This is a genomic window from Saliphagus infecundisoli (assembly GCF_020177375.1).
GTDB classification, from domain to species: Archaea; Halobacteriota; Halobacteria; order Halobacteriales; family Natrialbaceae; genus Saliphagus; species Saliphagus infecundisoli.
Genome location: NZ_JAIWHV010000003.1, coordinates 201,349 through 217,942 on the forward strand (window position 1 = coordinate 201,349; position 16,594 = coordinate 217,942).

14 protein-coding genes and 2 pseudogenes are annotated in these 16,594 nt (G+C 62.9%); 6 read left to right on the top strand and 10 right to left on the bottom strand.

All coding sequences use genetic code 11. From position 1 onward, the window contains the following. The first annotated feature begins 46 nt into the window (after positions 1-46). Entirely contained in the window at positions 47-2,404 is a 2,358-nt protein-coding gene (locus LCF40_RS08125) for a heavy metal translocating P-type ATPase (protein WP_224828076.1), read from the top strand. Positions 2,405-2,454: 50 nt separating this feature from the next. Here LCF40_RS08125 and LCF40_RS08130 read toward each other — a convergent pair whose 3' ends face one another. Together LCF40_RS08130 and LCF40_RS08135 are read right to left on the bottom strand one after the other, a co-directional pair. Next, positions 2,455-3,111, bottom strand: a complete 657-nt coding sequence (locus tag LCF40_RS08130) for a hypothetical protein (RefSeq protein WP_224828077.1) — start codon at positions 3,109-3,111, stop codon at positions 2,455-2,457. A 65-nt stretch (positions 3,112-3,176) separates the two neighbouring features. Then, positions 3,177-3,833, bottom strand: coding sequence for a hypothetical protein (locus LCF40_RS08135; protein ID WP_224828078.1), 657 nt, complete (start codon positions 3,831-3,833; stop codon positions 3,177-3,179). A 133-nt stretch (positions 3,834-3,966) separates the two neighbouring features. On the opposite strand from LCF40_RS08135, the gene LCF40_RS08140 reads away from it, so the two are divergent. The 3 genes from LCF40_RS08140 to LCF40_RS08150 are packed head-to-tail and all read left to right on the top strand — an operon-like array spanning position 3,967 to position 5,922. Then, positions 3,967-4,491: a transcription factor gene (locus tag LCF40_RS08140; RefSeq protein ID WP_114577678.1), complete on the top strand. Its 525-nt coding sequence runs from the start codon at positions 3,967-3,969 to the stop codon at positions 4,489-4,491. Beyond that, positions 4,491-5,162: a DUF2110 family protein gene (locus LCF40_RS08145; protein WP_224828079.1), complete on the top strand. Its 672-nt coding sequence runs from the start codon at positions 4,491-4,493 to the stop codon at positions 5,160-5,162. Before LCF40_RS08140 ends, LCF40_RS08145 begins: the two co-directional genes overlap by 1 nt. A gap of 1 nt (position 5,163) precedes the next feature. Then, the gene (locus tag LCF40_RS08150; protein ID WP_114577676.1) at positions 5,164-5,922 is read left to right on the top strand and encodes a DUF5803 family protein; all 759 of its coding nucleotides are present in this window, start codon (positions 5,164-5,166) and stop codon (positions 5,920-5,922) included. A gap of 13 nt (positions 5,923-5,935) precedes the next feature. On the opposite strand, the gene LCF40_RS08155 is transcribed toward LCF40_RS08150, so the two are convergent. From LCF40_RS08155 to LCF40_RS08185, 7 genes and pseudogenes are all read right to left on the bottom strand, one after another. After that, positions 5,936-6,649, bottom strand: a complete 714-nt coding sequence (locus LCF40_RS08155; protein ID WP_114577675.1) for a DUF7289 family protein — start codon at positions 6,647-6,649, stop codon at positions 5,936-5,938. Next, positions 6,646-7,131, bottom strand: a complete 486-nt coding sequence (locus tag LCF40_RS08160; RefSeq protein ID WP_224828080.1) for a DUF7266 family protein — start codon at positions 7,129-7,131, stop codon at positions 6,646-6,648. The genes LCF40_RS08155 and LCF40_RS08160 overlap by 4 nt, the downstream gene beginning before the upstream one ends. Continuing rightward, positions 7,128-8,108, bottom strand: a complete 981-nt coding sequence (locus tag LCF40_RS08165) for a hypothetical protein (RefSeq protein WP_224828081.1) — start codon at positions 8,106-8,108, stop codon at positions 7,128-7,130. Before LCF40_RS08165 ends, LCF40_RS08160 begins: the two co-directional genes overlap by 4 nt. Next, positions 8,102-8,749: a DUF7288 family protein gene (locus LCF40_RS08170; RefSeq protein WP_224828082.1), complete on the bottom strand. Its 648-nt coding sequence runs from the start codon at positions 8,747-8,749 to the stop codon at positions 8,102-8,104. Before LCF40_RS08170 ends, LCF40_RS08165 begins: the two co-directional genes overlap by 7 nt. Beyond that, positions 8,743-9,243 carry a DUF7287 family protein gene (locus LCF40_RS08175; RefSeq protein WP_224828083.1) on the bottom strand — a complete coding sequence of 167 codons (501 nt, stop codon included), beginning with the start codon at positions 9,241-9,243 and terminating at the stop codon, positions 8,743-8,745. Before LCF40_RS08175 ends, LCF40_RS08170 begins: the two co-directional genes overlap by 7 nt. A 1-nt stretch (position 9,244) precedes the next feature. Continuing rightward, a complete protein-coding gene (locus tag LCF40_RS08180) occupies positions 9,245-11,311 on the bottom strand; it encodes a type II secretion system F family protein (protein ID WP_224828084.1) in 2,067 nt (688 codons plus the stop codon). Next, positions 11,308-13,431, bottom strand: a pseudogene (locus LCF40_RS08185) (type II/IV secretion system ATPase subunit); the annotation flags it as partial. The pseudogene LCF40_RS08185 and the gene LCF40_RS08180, both read right to left, overlap by 4 nt. Before the next feature lie 374 nt (positions 13,432-13,805). Between LCF40_RS08185 and LCF40_RS08190 the strand changes: the two are divergent. Then, complete coding sequence (locus LCF40_RS08190; protein WP_224828085.1) at positions 13,806-14,108, top strand: ArsR family transcriptional regulator; 303 nt, start codon at positions 13,806-13,808, stop codon at positions 14,106-14,108. A gap of 766 nt (positions 14,109-14,874) precedes the next feature. Beyond that, a complete protein-coding gene (locus tag LCF40_RS08195; RefSeq protein ID WP_224828086.1) occupies positions 14,875-16,269 on the top strand; it encodes a hypothetical protein in 1,395 nt (464 codons plus the stop codon). 156 nt (positions 16,270-16,425) lie between these two features. Here the strand turns inward: LCF40_RS08195 and LCF40_RS08200 are convergent. Beyond that, positions 16,426-16,594 (bottom strand): annotated as a pseudogene (locus LCF40_RS08200) (IS4 family transposase); the annotation flags it as partial.

Here is a 16,594-nt window from a genome sequence, read left to right on the forward strand (position 1 = left end):
CAGAACGTCTTTGGGACGGCGGGCTCTACCCGAGATCACGATCCCCATGACGACCTGCACCCTGTGTGACCTCCCCACGGGCTCTCGGTCGGTTCGCGAGGAGGGAGTCGACGGCGAGTTCTGTTGTCGGGGCTGTCTCGAGGTCCACCGTCTCGTCGAGGACGCCGACGACCCCGACGACCCCGCTCTCCTCGCGGAGCCGGAATCGGCCGAGGAACCCGTCGGTCCGGCCGTGACGGACGACGACCTCGAGACCGCCTTCCTCTCGGTCGAGGGAATGCACTGTACGACCTGCGAGGCGTTCCTCGGGGCGACGGCGACCGACGTCAAGGGCGTCGAGGACGCGCGGGTGAGCTACGCGACGGAGATGATCCGGCTGACGTACGATCCGGAGACGATCGACCGCGCGGACCTGCCCGGCGCCGTGAGTGGCGTCGGTTATCGTGCCAGCGAGCCCGGCGAGGCGAGGAGCGAGAGCGGGTCGGTGTTCGAGCGCTACCGTGTCGCCCTGGCCGTCCTGCTTTCGATGCCCGTGATGGCGCCGTACCTGCTGTTCGTCTACCCGACCTACCTCGGGATCTACCCGGAGTCGTTTCTCTACGGGCAGACGATCCGGACGATGGTGTTCGTCCCGCTTGCCGTCTGGAGCACGCTGATCGTCCTCGGGCTGGGCTACCCGATCCTCCGGGGCGCGTACGTCGGACTCGCCGTGCGCCGGCCGAACGTCGATCTCCTCGTCGCCATCGCCGTGCTCGCGGCGTACGCCTACTCGATGGCGGCGTTCGTCGTCGGCTCGCGCCACGTCTACTTCGACGTCGCGGTGCTGGTGCTCGTCGTCGTCACCGTCGGAAACCACCTCGAGTCGCGGGTGAAGCGCCGGGCCGTCGGTACCCACGCGGACCTCGCGGCAGCCCACGAGACGACCGTCCGGAAGCAGGGAGCCGACGGCTCGTTCGCGTCGGCCGACCGCACGGAGTGTGGCCCCCGCGACCGGATCCGCGTCAACGCCGGCGACCGGATCCCCTTCGACGGCACCGTCGTCGAGGGGACCGCGACGGCCGACGAGGCGTTGCTCACGGGCGAGTCGGTGCCGCGGTCGGTCGCTCCCGGCGAGGCCGTCGTCGGCGGCGCGACCCTTCTCGAGGGCTCGGTCGTCGTCGAGGTCGGCGAGGACGCCTCGAGCACGATGGATCGACTCGTGGAACTGCTGTGGAACGTCCAGAGCACGAACGTCGGCGCCCAGCGCCTCGCCAACGTCTTCGCCGTGGCGTTCGTCCCGCTGGTACTCGCGGTGGCGGCGGGCGCGACGGCGCTCTGGCTCGCCGCCGGTCTCGGGACCGCCGAGTCGCTCATGATCGGGCTCTCCGTGCTCGTCGTCTCCTGTCCGTGTTCGTTGGGGATTGCCACGCCGCTCTCGCTCGCGGCCGGCAGCGCCCGGGCGGCCGACGACCGGACGATCGTGCTCTCACCGACCGTCCTCGAACGGATCACGGACTCGGAGGTCGTCGTCTTCGACAAGACGGGGACGCTGACGACCGGCGAGATGGCAGTCGAGGACGTCACTGCCGACGACGACCGGGTGCTCGCCCTCGCCGCCGCGGTCGAGGAGCGCTCGAACCACCCGATCGCCGAGGCGATCGTCGAAGCCGCCGACGGGGGTCTCGAGCAGACCGTCGAGGACTTCGAGCGCGAGCGGCGGGCCGTCTCGGCGACCGTGGACGGGCGAAAGGTCCGCGTGGGCCACCCCGAGGCCGTCCGGTCGGCGGGCTGGGAGATCCCCGACCGGTTCGCCGACGCGATCGAGACGACCCGGGAGCGCGGCTTTCACCCGACCGTCGTCGGCCGTGACGGCGCCGTCGTCGGCGTCGTCGCCCTCCGGGACGACCCCCGCGAGAACTGGGCGGAGGTCGTCGACGCGCTGTCGGCCGAGGGCCGGCGGATCGTCGTGCTCACCGGTGACGACGAGCGCGCGACCCGCTGGCTGGGCGACCACCCGGCCGTCGACGAGGTGTTCGCGGGCGTCCGTCCCGAGTCGAAGGAGGCGATCGTCCGCCGGCTCCGATCCGAGGGGACGACGACGATGGTCGGCGACGGGACCAACGACGCGCCCGCCCTCGCCCGGGCCGACATGGGCATCGCCCTCGAGGGCGGCACGGACGTCGCGATGGAGGCGGCCGACGTCGTCGTGCTCGACGATGACCTCGGGGCCCTCCCTGGCGTGTTCGAGACTTCGCGGACGACCCGCCGGCGGATCCGCCAGAACCTCGGCTGGGCGGTCGGCTACAACCTGCTTGCGATCCCGCTTGCCGTCGCGGGGCTCGTCAACCCGCTCGTCGCCGCGGTACTGATGGGCGCGAGCAGCCTCCTCGTCGTCGTCAACTCGAGCCGCACCGGGTCCGAGTGAAGACGCATGACAGCAGCGGGGAACCTTCGCGTCCGGCGGCTCGTGATCCCCTACGAGGGACCGAACAGCCGGACCGGCCGGAGGAGCCGGCCGCCGATGCTCCGGACGAACCCGGTCAGTCCCATTGCCGACTCGTCGATGACGTAGCCGGTGCCCATCGGTTCGACCGTCCCATTGCCCTCGAGGATCTCGAAGACGTCCGCGAGTTCGTCCTCGGTCAGTCCCGTCCGGGTCCGGATCTCGCCGGCCGTGAGCGGCCGATCGGCCTCCTGGAGGGTCTCAAGGACCCACCGTCCGTGGGCTCCGAGCGCCTGCATCTCGGCCATGGAGGGCTCGTCCTCCTCTTTCTCCACGGACACCGGTTCGGTCGGTTCGCCGTGGCGGTACTCGTAGAGGGTGTCGAGGACGAGCCAGCTTCCGGCCACCAGGAGGACGGCGCCGAGCCAGACGCTTTCGCCGCCGTCGGAGAGGGCCGATGCTCCGGCGACGGCGACGAAGATACCGAAGAGGATCCTGAGGCTCGTCAAGCCGAGATCGAGCGCGTCGAACGCCCGGGTCGCGATGGGTCTGAGAACGACCCCGAGTAGGGGTACGATGGCCGTCTCCTCGTAGCCGAGGCTGGAGAGCACGACGGCGATGGCGACGGCCCCGACGATCTCCGAGAGGGGCATTCGGTCCCTGGCCGCCGCGACGATCGACTCCGCCATGCCCGATCATCATTCCAGAGAAACATTAACGTGTCGACAGGACCGAAGCGTCCCGATCAGTCAGCTCAGCGACCTGCGGTTCGGTCGGCGGAGCCGAACAGCCCCAGGGGCCGAGCGAGGCGACGCCCGACGCCCCGGAGAGCCCTCGAGACGAACGCGCTCGTGCCGAATGTGCCCTCCTCGACGGCGTATCCGTTGCCGATCCGATCGACCCGGTCGGTCCTCGAGACGGCTTCGAGGGTCGCCTCGAGTTCGGTACCCTTGAGTCCCGTTCGGTCGGCGAGTTCCGCGGCCGTCAGCGGACGACGGGCGTCCTGGAGAGACTCGATCACGCGCCGATGGGGGCCCGTCAGGACGCCCATCCATCCGGTAGTGCGGGCCGCGTCGTCACCGTGGACGCGCTCGTAGAGCCCGTCTATGGCGATCCAGCAGCCGACCGCACCGAGGGCGAGGCCGATCGTGGCCCTCCCTCCCGCGGCGGCGCCGCCGGCCGCGGTCGCCGCGCAGGCCCCGCCGAGCAGGACCCGTGCGTCGCCCTCGCCCATCCCGGTCCGGTCTACGATCCATCTGATCGCCGGAAACGTCGTCAGGACCGAGGAAATCGGTGCCAGTGACCAGCCCCCCACGCCGGCGGCCACGTAGGAAATCGCGACCAGGAGACAGACCGCGCTGGCGGCGACGGCGTCGGCCCGTTCGATCAGCGAGACGACCCGCGATCGCATCACGCCTCGAACTACTGGTGTGGGTTTATTGAAACTACCGGCGAGTCGGGCCGGCGGCCGCTGCGGAGTCGACGAAGTCCCGCCCAGGGGCGCTCTCAAAAGACTTAATGGCCGGATCCCACAAGAGTGGGCAATGGCTTTTGAGGACCTCCTCGAGGATCCGGTGATCCAGAAGTATCTCCACGAGCTGGTCGGCCCCACGGGAATGCCCGTCGCGGCCGCCCCGCCCGACGGCGAGGTCACCGACGAGGAACTCGCCGAGGAGTTGGACCTCGAACTGAACGACGTCCGCCGGTCGCTGTTCATCCTCTACGAGAACGACCTGGCGAGCTACCGACGCCTGCGCGACGAGGACTCGGGCTGGCTCACCTACCTCTGGACGTTCGAGTACGACAACATTCCCGAGAACCTAGAGGAGGAGATGTATCGCCTCCACGACGCCCTGGATGAGCGCCGGGAGTACGAACGCAACCACGAGTTCTACCTCTGTGAGATCTGTTCGATCAGGTTCGAGTTCGGCGAGGCCATGGACTTCGGCTTCGAGTGCCCCGAGTGTGGCTCCCCCCTGGAGTCGATGGACAACGACCGGCTCATCGACTCGATGGACGACCGGCTCGACTCGTTGGAGGACGAACTCAACCTGGACATCGAAGCCTGATGGTCGTCCTCGCAACGAAGCTCTACGTCGAGGGCGACGCCCGCGAGCGCGCGCTCGACTCGCTTCGATCGCTGGTCGGAAACGCCGTCGGCGACTTAGAGGTCACCTACGAGGTCGGTATCCGCCACGACGACTTCCCCTCGGTGACGATCGAGGGCGAGGACAGCGTCGTCGCCCGGAACGTCCTCCGCGAGGAGTTCGGCGAGATTCTTCCCGACCTCGAGGCGGAGGAGGTCCACGTCGGCACGCTCGAGTCCTGGGACGAGGAGGGGTTCGTCCTCGACGCCGGGAGCGACGTTCGGATCCCCGCCGACGGGATCGAGTTGGGTCCGGGCTCGCCCTCCCAGATCCGCGATCGGTTCGGTCTCGTCCAACATCTCCCCATGCGCTTCGTCTACGACGGCGACGGAGAGGGCCGCCTCGCCGAGGCCGAACGCGACCGCCTCTACGAGTGGACCCGGGGCGACGGCCGACTCAACGTCAACAGCGCGACCCGCGCGGAGGTCCGGGCGACGTTGAACCGGGCGGGCCACGCCCAGGACTACGTCACGGTCGAACGGCTCGGACTGCTCGAACAGAGCGTCGTCTGCACGCCGGGGACGGACCCACCGGGGCTGCTCGCCAGCGTCGGGGAGTACCTGCCCGCCGAACTCCGGTGTGTCGTCCCCTGAGATGGGACGGCGCCTCCGTCTCGCGACCGCCCTCGCACTGGTCTCTCTCATGGTCGCCACCGCCGGCTGTTCGGCGATCTTTGGCGGGATCGACGACGACACGCTCGACGAAAGCGGGGAGTACGGCGACCTCCGGGAGAGCGGCGCCGACGTCGCCATCGACGTCGAGGGCGGCGAGTTCCGGGCGGTCTACGACCTGAACGACACCGACGACCTCTCGCTGTCCCGCTCGGGGCTGTACGCCGACGACCCCTTAGAGATCAGGGCCGTCCGCTACTGGCACCCCAACGGCACCGAACTGACCGGCTCGGAGATCGACGTCGACCAGGACCGCTCGAGCACCGACGTCTCGGTCCCCGACGGCAACGGGACCCTCGCCTTTACGGGCGAGGCCGGCGCCAAGACCTTCTCGCTTCCGGCCTACGTCTCGGGCTCCTACGAAGTGACCCTCCCCAGGGGCCAGCGGACGGACAACTTCTTTTTCGGCGACGTCAGCCCCGGCGGCTACGAGCGCGAGATCGTGGATAATCGCGAGCGGATCACCTGGGAGGACCTCGACTCGACGATCTCGGTCCGATACTTCCTCGACCGGGACATCTACCTCTTCGCGGGGCTCGTCGGGATCGTCGCCGTCCTCGGCGGGAGCGCCCTCGGCGTCACCTACCTGAAGGTCAAACGCCTCCGGGAACGCAGAGAGGAGATGGGGCTGGACGTCGAACTCGAGGACGGCGACGACGGTCCACCCCCCGGAATGCGGTGATTGCGAGTCGGGCTTAGAACTCGACGGTCGCCCGGACGATTCGAACGACAACCGTCGAAGCGGTACAGCTCCCATTATTCCAGCCGTTCCGATCTAGCGCTGCGTCCCACCCGCCCTGGTGAGCGGAGCCGCTTACTGCGAGAGAAACGCCATTCACCCCCGTGAACGTCCGGGATTCGACAGATTGTTCGACGAGAGTGAACCGTTGGGTGCCGCTCGCCTGGATCGATCGTTCATCCCCATCGAGGGAGAGGACTGAGACGACCGCCCTGTCGTCCCCACACGCCAAGGCCGGCTGGCTCGTCACGGCGCTCCTATCTGGCTCATCCTCGACGCCTTGGAAGACGCCACCGCCCTCGTAGGCGATCGTGCTCGAGCCGTACTGGTACGTTAGCTTGCCGAGAGAAACCGTCTCGTCATATCCGTCGCTGTCGATATCGACCGTAAGCGAGCCGCCGGACCCGTCCGTCCGAACGGTCCCATCCCGAAGCGTGAGTTCTCCCGAACGCTGATCGGTTCCCCCTTGTCGAAGAACGTCGTTGAAGTTCGACGCGAGCGCCTCCATCCCCTGGGCTGCCGACTTGACCTGCTCGCCCTCCTGGTAGGAGTGCATGGACTGGAACGCGGTCGTATAGAGCAGTCCGACGGAAATGATGACGACCGCGAAGACGAGGATGAACCCGACGACCTCGCTCACGCCGCGGTCCTCGTCCTGTCCGGCGATCATCCGTAACCACTCTCCAGGCGGATCTCGTCGCCGTCGTAGATGATTCTCATTTCCCCACCCTGGGCGCTTTCCGAGGCAATGCTGGTGTCGATCGCGAGCGGTACCTGGACCGTCGTACGCGCACCCGGAGCGGACAGGACGACACACGCGCTCTGGATCAAGGTCCCACAGTCGCTCTCGCTAAGTCCGACCGAATACGTTCTCCCCGAGACCTCGTCGGGGTGATCGACTCGGAGTTCCACGGTTCCCGGTCGCGGGTCCTCCCGAGCGAGCCGATCCACGCTCGCCACCTCGCTCGCCACTCGCTCGCCGATGGTCTCGAGCGAGCGGTCGGCGCCGCGCTCGCTCTGGCCGTCGAGCATGGCGCTGGCGCCCATGAGCAGGCCCGCGATCAGAACCGCCGTGATCCCCATCGTGAGCACGTGCGAAAGCGCGACCGAGACCCCTCGGTCGTCCCCGCGAAGTCCTCTCGGCCCGGTCACGGCTCATCACCGTAGACGTCGATTTCCCTCTCTCGAACGTAGGTGAGTTCGTCCGACTCGTAGGTAAGGTCCGCCTTGACCGAGAGAACCGCCGGTCCGAACGCGAACTCGCTGTCGATCTCCTCGGCGTCCACGACCAGTTCGAACGTTCCGATCGCGCCGGTTCCGTTCGCAAAGGTGACTGAGGTCACCTCTTCCTCGAATCCGAGATCGTCCAGACACCCTTCGTCGGTCTCCCCACCCAAGAGATCGATCGTTACTGTCGAGTTCTCGTCAACCCCGGCTGCGGGGTCGAGTTCACACTCGTTGGAACCCATACTGACGGTGACGTTCTCGGCATTTCGACCGAACTCGACATCGTCCTGAGTACCGAGTTCGACGGTCAGCCCCTCGAACTCGCTTGCGTTCAGCGTAAGCTCGAACCGCTCTACATCGTACGGTTCACTGGTTCCATTGAGTACTAATCGACTCTCGTTGCCGGCCAGATCCTCGAACTCGTCTTGGTGGACGATCGTCCCGACGTTACTGTCGTTCGCCGAGAGGTTCACGTTCGCGAGTACCGGTCGGCTTGCAGCCGTCGCGTTCCGGTAGTGGCCCTCGAACGCGGTCAGGTTCCCGTCAACCTGCTCTACGGTCTCGCTCGTGTTCTCCGACTGGGAGACGGCCCCGTTGCTTCCGTTCTCCGTCTCGTTCCCTCCTTCGCTCCCGTTGGTGGACCCGTTCGAGTCGTTTCGCTCGATGGTCGTGTTCCGATCGGCGTTGACGGACCTGACGACGCTGCGGACGCCTTCCTCGACCTCGGTCTCGACCACGGGCGGCTCGCCGGCCCGTTCGACGGTCCCATCCTGGCCGGCTGCCTGACTGTAGATGGCGCTATTGAACACGACGACGATCCCGAAGATCAGGAAGGCCAGCGCGATCGCGCCGACGAGGATCAGCTGTGCGCGCTCTCCTCGGGCAGTGGGGCGCCCTACCATACGACCAGCCGCACCTCCACGACGTTGTACAGCCGGCTCTCCTCGTCTACGTCCGGAATCCGATACGAACCATTACTTTCGTTCCCGCCTTCCCGAAGCGTTTTCGTCGTTCCCGGTGCGGTCAGCTCCTGATCGTCCGTGAGCGTGACTGTGTGGCTCGCACTGACCCCGCTCGAGTCGGGCGAGCCCTGGTAGACCAGGTAGAAACTCTCGGTTTCGTCCTCGCTGTTCTGATAGACGAGTTCGACGTTATAACTGCGGGCAGCTTCCCCGAACCGCTTGTCGAGTAGTTCGCCAAACCCGAACTCGTTGGCAGACGTCGCACTCATATACGAACGATCAGCGAATCGATCCGCCGTATAGTAACCTCGAGCGGACTCGCTTACGTTCGATGCGTTGTATTCCTCTTCAGCCGGATTCCAATACCGAACGACGTGCGAGAGGTCGCCCTCGGCTCCGGCGACGACGAGCGCGTCCCGGGCCTCGCCCTGGAGTTGGGTCTGGACCGATCGATCAACATCTCCCCCCGCCGACGGCGAGACGACGACCGACTGGACGGCGAGCAACACCGCCATCAGCAACACGATCGCGCCGACGAACCCCTCCAGGGTGTAGGCCTGGCCCCGATCGTCGTTCACCATACGCGCACCACCAACCGACACGCGGGGTCACAGTCTTCTTCAAGATCAGTAACACGCACGATCCGGGCCGAACTCACTCTTGGACTTCCCTCGTACGTGTCGCCGCCTCCGATGATCGTCCGATTAGACGTCTCCTTCGACGGATTCAACGTCTCGATCGAGATGTTGACTCGATCGATCGCGCTGCCGCTAGATCTGAGGCCGAGTTGCGCCGCCAGATCGTCGCTTCCGGTGCTTCCGTACGTCTCGTTGAACGCCGTGACGTTCACCTCCTGTGTCCCGTTGCCTTCGACCGTCTCGAGCACCTCCCCTGCAACCCGATCGGCCTGGGCGGCGTCGCCGCCGTCGACTGCTGGCGCGTACGGCGAGAGCAGCGAGGGCAGAAAGCTGAAGACGAACGCGACCGCGAGCAGGAAGATCCCGATCCCGATGACGAAGTCCTGGGTCGTCTGGGCGCGCTCGGTCCGCGGCCCTCTCGGTAGATTCTCCCGCATCTCAGACCACCAGCGCCCAGGTGCCGAGCGCGATGGTTGACAGGACGATGACGTACTTCAGCCCGCTCAGGACGTCCGCGTCCCGCATGTACCCACAGATGAGCCCCGAGAGGACCGCCTGGAGGGTCACCGCGTGGAAAAAGAGCAGGGAGAGCAGGTCGGTGTCGATGTTGCCCGCGAGGTTGGCGTCCGCGACGCCCGCACCGCCCGTATCGACGTCCTCGGCGCCACCGCTCTCGACGCCCGTCTCGAGCCCGGCGACGGTGTCGATGAACTGCGTTTTGAGGATGGCGATCACCGCCAGCAGCGTCAGGAACGTCATGATGATGATGACGACCTGCATCAACGTCCGCGAACGGCGCTCGCGCTCGATGTCGTCGTGGTTCTCGCTTGCCTGGGCGGCCGTCCGGAGGACGTCGGAGATCTGGTTCGAGGCCTCCTGGGCCTTCGTGATGAGCTTGACGGTCCGGGCGAGGCGGGGAATGTGGTAGGCGTTGTTGAACTCCACCAACGCACCCGTGAGGCTCATCCCGTAGTTGACCTTCGCGTGGACTGTCTCGAACTCCCGGGCGAGCTTCCCGTTGGTCGTCCGGGCGACCGAATCGAGCGACTCCAGCAGCGTCAGCCCGGTATCGTTGGCACTCGAGAGCTTCCGGAGGTCGTCGGACAGCGAGCCGATGACCGCGGTCCGCGAGCGGACGTTCCACTCCCGAAAGACCGCGAGCGGGAGCCCGATCACGTAGAGCGGGACGTAGAGGTAGAGCAGGGTCCCCCAGATCGGGTAGGCGATCATCGCGTCCCAGGAGGTCGGCGCCGCGTCCGAGACGAACGCGACCCCGATCACCGAAAGCGAGGCAGGCACGGTAAGCGCAAGCGTCAGCAGCGGGCTCTGCTTGAACAGGTGGTGGGGCCGCCGGAGGACGGCGATCGTCTCGTGGGTCCCCTCGTTTCGCTTGATCCGGTCGAAGACGCTGTACTCGCCGGTGTACTCCTCGACCAGCCCGAGGTTCCGAAGGCCCTGGTTTCGGGCGCTCTCGACGCGCTTGTCGTCGGTCGACGCGGTGAGGTAGCCGTCGCCGGGCTCGTCGTGTTTGACCGTCGAGACGAGCACGAGAAAGCCCGCGCCGGTCAGCGGGATCAGCCCGTAGATCGTCAGGTAGAGCATCCGGTCGTCGACGTTCGCATCGGGGACCATCTGCATGATGACCATGATGATGATCAGGAGGAGAGGAAACAGCGAGAGCGTCATGTACATCTCCCCGAACAGCTCTAAGGTCTCGAGGGTCATCTCCTGTTGCTGCTTGGCCGTTCGCATGTGCTTCTCCTTTTTGTCCTCGAGGAAGCCCTCCATGTTCCCGCCGCTGTTGACGATCGCGAGCATGTCTGTGAGAAACTGCGAGAGCTCGTCGCTCGGCGTCTCCATCGACTGCTTGCGGATCGCGGTGCGGTAGTCGACGTCGAAGTATTCCGTCTCCTGGACGATGCTCCGGAACTCCTCGGCGACCGCACCGTAGGTGTCGTCGGCCTGGGCCATCGCCTCGATGATCTCGAGCTGATTGAGGCCGCCGACCGACAGCGCGTACATGAACGACACCGAGTCCGTAAGCAGCATGTTGATCTCCCGTTTCCTGGAGGCCGCCCGCGAGTAGGGAAAGATCAGCAGGACCGAAAAACCGATCAGGAAGCCGATCGTGCCGAAGACGAGACCCGTCGAGACGATGAGCCCGGGAATGTAGACCGTGTTGAGGAACTCCACGACCGTCTCGTTGGGGATCGAGACGGTGATCATCGGCGTGAGCCGCACCAGTCCCGTCGCGAACAACAGGTAGCCGAGCGTCAGTCCGCCGATCCAGAGCGCAACGCCACTGATGACGCCGAGTCCGAGCGCCCGCGAGAGGTAGAGTTCGACGGTGTCGGCCATCCGGGCCTGGGCCAGCTTCCGCTCGATGTCGACGACGAGTTTGCTGTCGTCGTCGAACAGGCGGTCGTACAGCGGGTAGAAGAGCTCGCCGAGGCGGTCCGAGCCGCCGTGAAGCCCGCTCCCGGAGTCGCCCGTCCCGACACTCATTCGTCGGCCTCCGGGTCGGCGTCGTCGCCGAAGCCGGAGGCGGCGTCAGCGGTTCCGAACCCGCCGTCCTCATCCGGCTGCTCGTCCCAGTCGAACCCGGTCTCGAGCCCGGTGTCCCCATCGTCCGGATCCCCAACGCTGGCGTCGGCCGCCGCTCCCTCCTCGGCCCACGAGGGTGTCTCGAGATCGATCCCGCCGTCGGCGTCCGCGACCGGGGCGTCCTCGTCGCCCTCGATGTCCTCGCGTCCGTCGGCCGGAGCCCGCTCCGCGGCGGGGGCCGCGTCGGCGTCCGCCTGGACCCCGCCGGCCCCGGTCGCACCCGGCCCGTCCGTAAACGTCATCGACTGGCCCGGCTCGACGCCGCCGAGCGCGCTCGCCAGCCCGCCGGAAGCGGTCCCGCGATACGCAGAGAGCACTTCGGTCTCCGCCCGCTCGAGGATCTCCGCCGCGAGTTCGGCGGTCTCGTCGGTGGGATCGGGCCTGGGGACCAGCGCCTCCTTGCTCGGATCGACGTCGATCAACACGCTCTCCATCTCCCGGAGGTCCGCGAGGCTGTCCTCGAGGCGACCGTTGGCGATCAGCGCCAGGATCGTCTCCGGGTCGTTGATAAAGGCCTGGACCGTCGCGGCAACCTCGGCGTAGGTGTTCAGCCCCTTCTCGATGAGGTAGGCGAGGATGACCTTTCGTTCGAACAGCTCGCCCTCCAGCTTCTCGCGGCTCCAGCCCCGGTCGAACTGGATCGCCTGCAGGGTGTTCGAGTCGCCCATCTTGAGGTACTCGTCGGTTTCTGCCTGCCACTGGTAGACGTCCTGGACGTTGATCTCGTCGTTTTCGGCCTCGTAGTGGTTGATCTCGGTCAGGGCCTTGTTCCGGCGGACCTTCGTCCCCTGGACTCTGGTCTGGGTCTGGACCGAGACGAGGTCGAGGGCGGTGAACATCGTCTTCGAGACGTTGATCGGATCAGTCGTGAAGCGTTTGAGTACCTCGTCGACGGAGTCGGCGTGGAACGTGGTGTAGGTCGTGTGGCCCGTCGACATCACCTGGAACAGCGTTCGCCCTTCCTCGCCGCGGATCTCGCCCATCACGATGTAATCGGGGCGTTGTCGGAGGGCGGCCTCGAGCAGGTCGAACTCGTCGACGTCGCCTTTCGCGTCGTCGTTGAACGAGGGCCGGGTGACGCTTGCGACCCAGTTTCGCTGGGGGAGTTCGACCTCCCGGGTGTCCTCGATCGAGACGATTTTCGTGTTCGAGGGGATAAACAGCGAGACGGCGTTCAGCGAGGTCGTCTTCCCCGAGGCAGTGCCGCCCGCGAAGATGAGGCTCTTGTTGTTCTCGATGGCGAGCCAGAGAAAGGCCATCTCCTCTAAGGAGAAGGTGTTCCAGTTGATGAGATCGATCGGCGTGAAGGGGACGTCCTTGAACTGCCGGATCGTGTAGTTGGTTCCGTGGTCGGACACCTCTCGCCCGAGGGTGAGCTGGGCCCGCGAGCCGTCGGGGAGGGTGGCGTCGACCTGGGGCAGACGCTTGCTGATCCCCTTGCCCGAGCGCTGGGCGAGCTTGACGACGAAGTCGTCCAACTCCTCCTCGCCGTGGAAGACGTTCGAGATGATCTGTTCGTACGACGAGTGATAGACGAAGACCGGCGAGTCGTAACCGTCACACGAGATGTCCTCAACGTTGATGTCGTGTTTGATCGGGTCGATTCGCTCGTAGCCGATGAAGTTCCGCTTGAGGACGTACAGCAGCTTCTCGACCTGATACTCCGTCAGCGTGTCCGAATCCTCCGCGAGGAGGACCGGCTCGGGTCTGGCGGTGATCCCCTCGAGGTCGGGATCCGCCTCGGGCTCCCGGCCGAGCAGCCGCCTGATCCGGCGGGGGATCCCGAACCACGACGGCGACCCCGACTCCTCGAAGAGGTCGTAGCGTTTCAACAGCCGCCGGGTCTCGGCCTCGATCACTTCCTTGCGCCCCTCCTCGTCGCCCGCGTGCTCGGCGCCCTCCTCGGAGTACTTGATCGCGGTCCGAAGCTTCCCGGTGAGAAACTCCTGGACCTCGCGTTCGAGGTCGTTTAGGTGGGGCTCGACGGCGTAATACTTCTTCTCGTTTTCCTTCTCGGAGTTATTCATAGAGTATACATAGAGTAGTCATCCTTCCAGCTACCTACTCCTCGAAACAGGAATATCCAACTCCTCATTACTCTAATCGCAAGAAGGAGCCATTGACGGATGGGAACCATATTATCCGAGAGGGGTTCTTTCTCCTTACTCACTCCTCCCTGAATCCTAACCTTCCCTACCCTACTCGGACTAACTCGAAGCCGAGAGAAGCCCGTCAGTCCGTTTTTCCTACTCGATGAATGTGGATTGGTCATTCAAGACCGAAAACCGCTCACAGAGCGTCCTATAGATTCTAAGCGGAATCCGGTGTTACTCTCTTACCTTCCCGTCTAATTCAAGCATGGATTCCATTTGCCAGAATATTGGAATGCGAACTCATGGATAGGGTCTTCAAATCCTTATCTCATCCAGACAGAAGAAAAGTCTTGTTCGCCCTCTATAACCACGATCCTCCCTTAGATATGGAAGCACCCACCGAGGAGACTATCATCTACCAGAAATACTTGGAAGAGCAACAGGTGGAGTTAGTCCATCGTCACTTACCGATGCTGGAAGAGTCGGGATCCATCCAGTGGGATCGGGAGAATAAGGCTGTATATCAAGGACCCCGATTTGAGGAAATTGAGTCACTCCTTGAGGTGCTTGAAGATCATGATGAGTTCTTCGAGCCTGAGCGATAATCCCATACGCTCTCACGGAATTCCCGTTGCCATTCGTAGATTGAATCCAAGTTCTCTCATGGTCTGATCGAATTCAGTATTGGAAGCCGTTAATCCTTTTTGCGTCCTACAGGCACTCTCGCCCCCAAATTCAGCACAATTGAACTCATAGATATTCTCAATTCCATGAGCCTGATTTGAAATATTCGCATCCAGTAAGTCAGAAACTCTTGGTTGACAGCAGATTATTCATAATTCCGTTTATTACATTCACTCCCCTGAGCCAGTAAATAGGATTATCGACTACCTTGAAGGCCGAATATCTGCTTTACGAGCCCTATACCTCCATATTAGGGTAGTTTAATATGTCCCAATACCGTAGACTGTCACAGTGCCTTACCCAGAATCGTACAAGAAGATAGCTGCCGATGAAGATTCAATAGAGGTTGCCAGGAAGACAAAGGAATCTCTTGGACTAACCTGGAATCAATTCTTAGAGAAATCCGCTGCTGAGCTTGAGAGTAACAGCTGAGGAGATTAACCATGAAAGCAAGGAACGGGAATTGGGGAGTTCCCGAACGATTTCCGGATGAAGGTCCATCGATCCGAGTCCCGGTTGGGAGGCAGGATCGATATGAGTAGTTACGAACCCCGAGACCTTCAAGATACGGACTACTCTGAGCAGGTTCTGAGGAACTCGGTCCGGAAGTGGAGGCTTCCGAACTTTCCTATCGGATTGAGGGTACGGATTGGGACTCGGAGAGGCATTCCAAGGTGATCCAAATCCATGAACAAATCAGTTAGTCAGAAGCAAAGTCGTTTCGATCCCACGAAATTCGGACTCAATCAGTGGGTATCATGGCGCTACGAGCAGAATAAGGAGAAGAAAGCTCCGATCAATCCCGATACGGGAGGCTACGCTTCTACGAATAAGCCCGATACGTGGGGGACCTACCAGAAGGCGACTAAGCGAGTCGAGAGCGACAATCTCGACGGGATAGGCTTCGTCCTTACCGAAGATGATCCCTATTCCCTTATCGACTTAGACGGCTGCCGAGACCCTCAAACGGGAGAGCTTGACGAGTATGCCGAGAAAATAATCGAGAAGTTGGATTGCTACGTTGAGATATCACCTTCCGGAACGGGCCTCCATATCTACGTCCGAGGGGAGAAGCCAGCGGGCTACTCGAATACTGATTCCGTCGAGATATACGAATCGGACTTCTATACCACGATTACCGGGAATCACCTCAATGGGACTCCCCAAGGCATTGAATCCCGGCAGAACGAATTAGACGAGATTTGCGAGGAATACCTTACCGAGAAAGGGGGATCAGACACCTCTTCTGACCGGGACTACGGATCATACACCGATCCTGAGAACGCTAACGTCGATGAAGATGGGGCTAACATCGTCTATGCAGATATTGAGGATTTCCGGAATAGACAGAGAACGACTCAGAGGGCCTATCAATACATCAATGATCTAATCGAGGGACGGAATTACAAAAAATGGGGATTTCAGACGGGTGAGGGAGACGAAGACCGATCTAACGCGAACCTTTCGTTAGCAGGCAAGCTCAACGGGATTCTCCTCATGGCCGGAGAAGACGACCCGGAACGGCGGAAAGACCTCATTGAGAACTTCCTGATTCATGTCGCCCGGAAATACCGGAAAACGAGAGAAGCCGACGACTCTGGGTATGAATACGAGAAGTCTCCTCGAAAACTCCTGTTGGAAGGGGACTATCTCTCTAACACCGTCTCCGAGGCTATTGAGACGTTTGAGTGGGAGATATTCGAGAAATGGAGTTGGAAGAAGGAATACGTAGATCGATCTTCCAACGACTACGGAGACGGTCGATATCAAGCAGTCTACGAGACTACTGAAACTCTTGCTCAGAATAGAATCGGCAAATACGGGTACCCGACTCGGGAAGAGATAGCGAAATTCACCCAACTCGAAGAAGAAAATCCGCTCGAAATAGGAAGCTACGAGAATACTGTCTCTCGTCATCCACGACTGAAGAAGGCGAAGCTTGGTCACAACCGATATGTATTCTACCCGAAGACTGAGCCCGATCCCGAAGAAGCCGAGTGGGTCAAATTCCCCGATCACTCAACGAAATACGAGCCCGGCACTCTCGACTCTTGGACCGGCCCCGAGGTGGTCGAAAAGTGAACTTCTCCATTACCCCCCCCCACCCCTTTGCACCTATATGTCGCAACAGATTCGACTCCCGAATCATTGCTACATGGCTTCTATCGGGGAGGAACATGGAGAACGGGGTTTCCAAAATCGGGCATATCGACATATAAAGGGGGCATACGTTCTAGTTTAGTGGTGATCAAAGGTGAACTCACCCCATTCAATCTGCTTACGTAACCGTTCCCTGTGTGGATTTGGATCCCGCGACGCCCACAGCAATAACTCGTCTAAATCCGGTAGTTCATAGCCTAACTCTACCATGAGGTACAGCTGGATCAGATGAGCATGTCGTTCGATA

Bases quoted from the DNA above. Each gene is read 5' to 3' on its own strand.
- LCF40_RS08125 (WP_224828076.1), top strand. From the start codon at position 47: ATGACGACCTGCACCCTGTGTGACCTCCCCACGGGCTCTCGGTCGGTT.
- LCF40_RS08130 (WP_224828077.1), bottom strand. From the start codon at position 3,111: ATGGCGGAGTCGATCGTCGCGGCGGCCAGGGACCGAATGCCCCTCTCG.
- LCF40_RS08135 (WP_224828078.1), bottom strand. From the start codon at position 3,833: ATGCGATCGCGGGTCGTCTCGCTGATCGAACGGGCCGACGCCGTCGCC.
- LCF40_RS08140 (WP_114577678.1), top strand. From the start codon at position 3,967: ATGGCTTTTGAGGACCTCCTCGAGGATCCGGTGATCCAGAAGTATCTC.
- LCF40_RS08145 (WP_224828079.1), top strand. From the start codon at position 4,491: ATGGTCGTCCTCGCAACGAAGCTCTACGTCGAGGGCGACGCCCGCGAG.
- LCF40_RS08150 (WP_114577676.1), top strand. From the start codon at position 5,164: ATGGGACGGCGCCTCCGTCTCGCGACCGCCCTCGCACTGGTCTCTCTC.
- LCF40_RS08155 (WP_114577675.1), bottom strand. From the start codon at position 6,649: ATGATCGCCGGACAGGACGAGGACCGCGGCGTGAGCGAGGTCGTCGGG.
- LCF40_RS08165 (WP_224828081.1), bottom strand. From the start codon at position 8,108: ATGGTAGGGCGCCCCACTGCCCGAGGAGAGCGCGCACAGCTGATCCTC.
- LCF40_RS08170 (WP_224828082.1), bottom strand. From the start codon at position 8,749: ATGGTGAACGACGATCGGGGCCAGGCCTACACCCTGGAGGGGTTCGTC.
- LCF40_RS08175 (WP_224828083.1), bottom strand. From the start codon at position 9,243: ATGCGGGAGAATCTACCGAGAGGGCCGCGGACCGAGCGCGCCCAGACG.
- LCF40_RS08180 (WP_224828084.1), bottom strand. From the start codon at position 11,311: ATGAGTGTCGGGACGGGCGACTCCGGGAGCGGGCTTCACGGCGGCTCG.
- LCF40_RS08190 (WP_224828085.1), top strand. From the start codon at position 13,806: ATGGATAGGGTCTTCAAATCCTTATCTCATCCAGACAGAAGAAAAGTC.
- LCF40_RS08195 (WP_224828086.1), top strand. From the start codon at position 14,875: ATGAACAAATCAGTTAGTCAGAAGCAAAGTCGTTTCGATCCCACGAAA.